Here is a 609-nt window from a genome sequence, read left to right as displayed (position 1 = left end):
GGCGGCTGCCGATCGGACCCTGGACGCGGATGAGGATATCGAGAGCGGCCTCTGGGCTTCCATTCACCGTCCCTCGACGTCTGCGCCATTGTGGTATTTGGAGAAAAAGACTCCTTTTCGTTGCGCTTCCCGGCTGGCTTCGTCAGTAATGGTTCTGCCGACGACTAAGGCATATGCCTTAGTTGGCGCTTTTGGGAAAATGGCGGCAAATTTCGACGGTGCGGTTGCAACCGCCTTTTTCATCGTTTTGAGCAGAAGCATCGCCCGCTCAGCCGCCCTGTCCACGTCCATCTTCTCGACGACGCCGGATACTTCCACGACGACGCAAGCCGACTCGCCGGTTTCCGCATCCTCGCCGATCGCCAAGACATCGGAGGAACCCATCTTGAGCCGCTCCTCGCTGCTGAGGACGTTTTCCTTAAGGGCGATGTGAGCCGCGCGATCCAGCATCTTCCGCTCGAGAATTTCCACAAACTCCACCCGTCCGTAACAATAGTTGCCGAGCTTCTCCTTCACCCGGCTCTCCATCGCGTTGCCATCCAGCTCCCGGAGCTTACCCAGTATTCGATCTTGTTGTCTTTCAACCGTCTCGAAGCGTTTTTCCGACGC

1 protein-coding gene is annotated in these 609 nt (G+C 57.5%); it reads right to left on the bottom strand.

Annotation, left to right across the window (positions count from 1 at the left end; translation table 11 throughout):
- Positions 1 to 63 precede the first annotated feature (63 nt).
- Positions 64 to 609, bottom strand: a 546-nt coding sequence (locus FN369_RS06505; RefSeq protein WP_218580015.1) for a hypothetical protein, incomplete at its 5' end; no start/stop codon positions are given.

It is taken from the genome of Methylacidimicrobium cyclopophantes, assembly GCF_902143385.2.
In the GTDB taxonomy this organism is placed as follows: domain Bacteria; phylum Verrucomicrobiota; class Verrucomicrobiia; order Methylacidiphilales; family Methylacidiphilaceae; genus Methylacidimicrobium; species Methylacidimicrobium cyclopophantes.
This window is presented reverse-complemented; position numbering and strand designations above follow the sequence as displayed.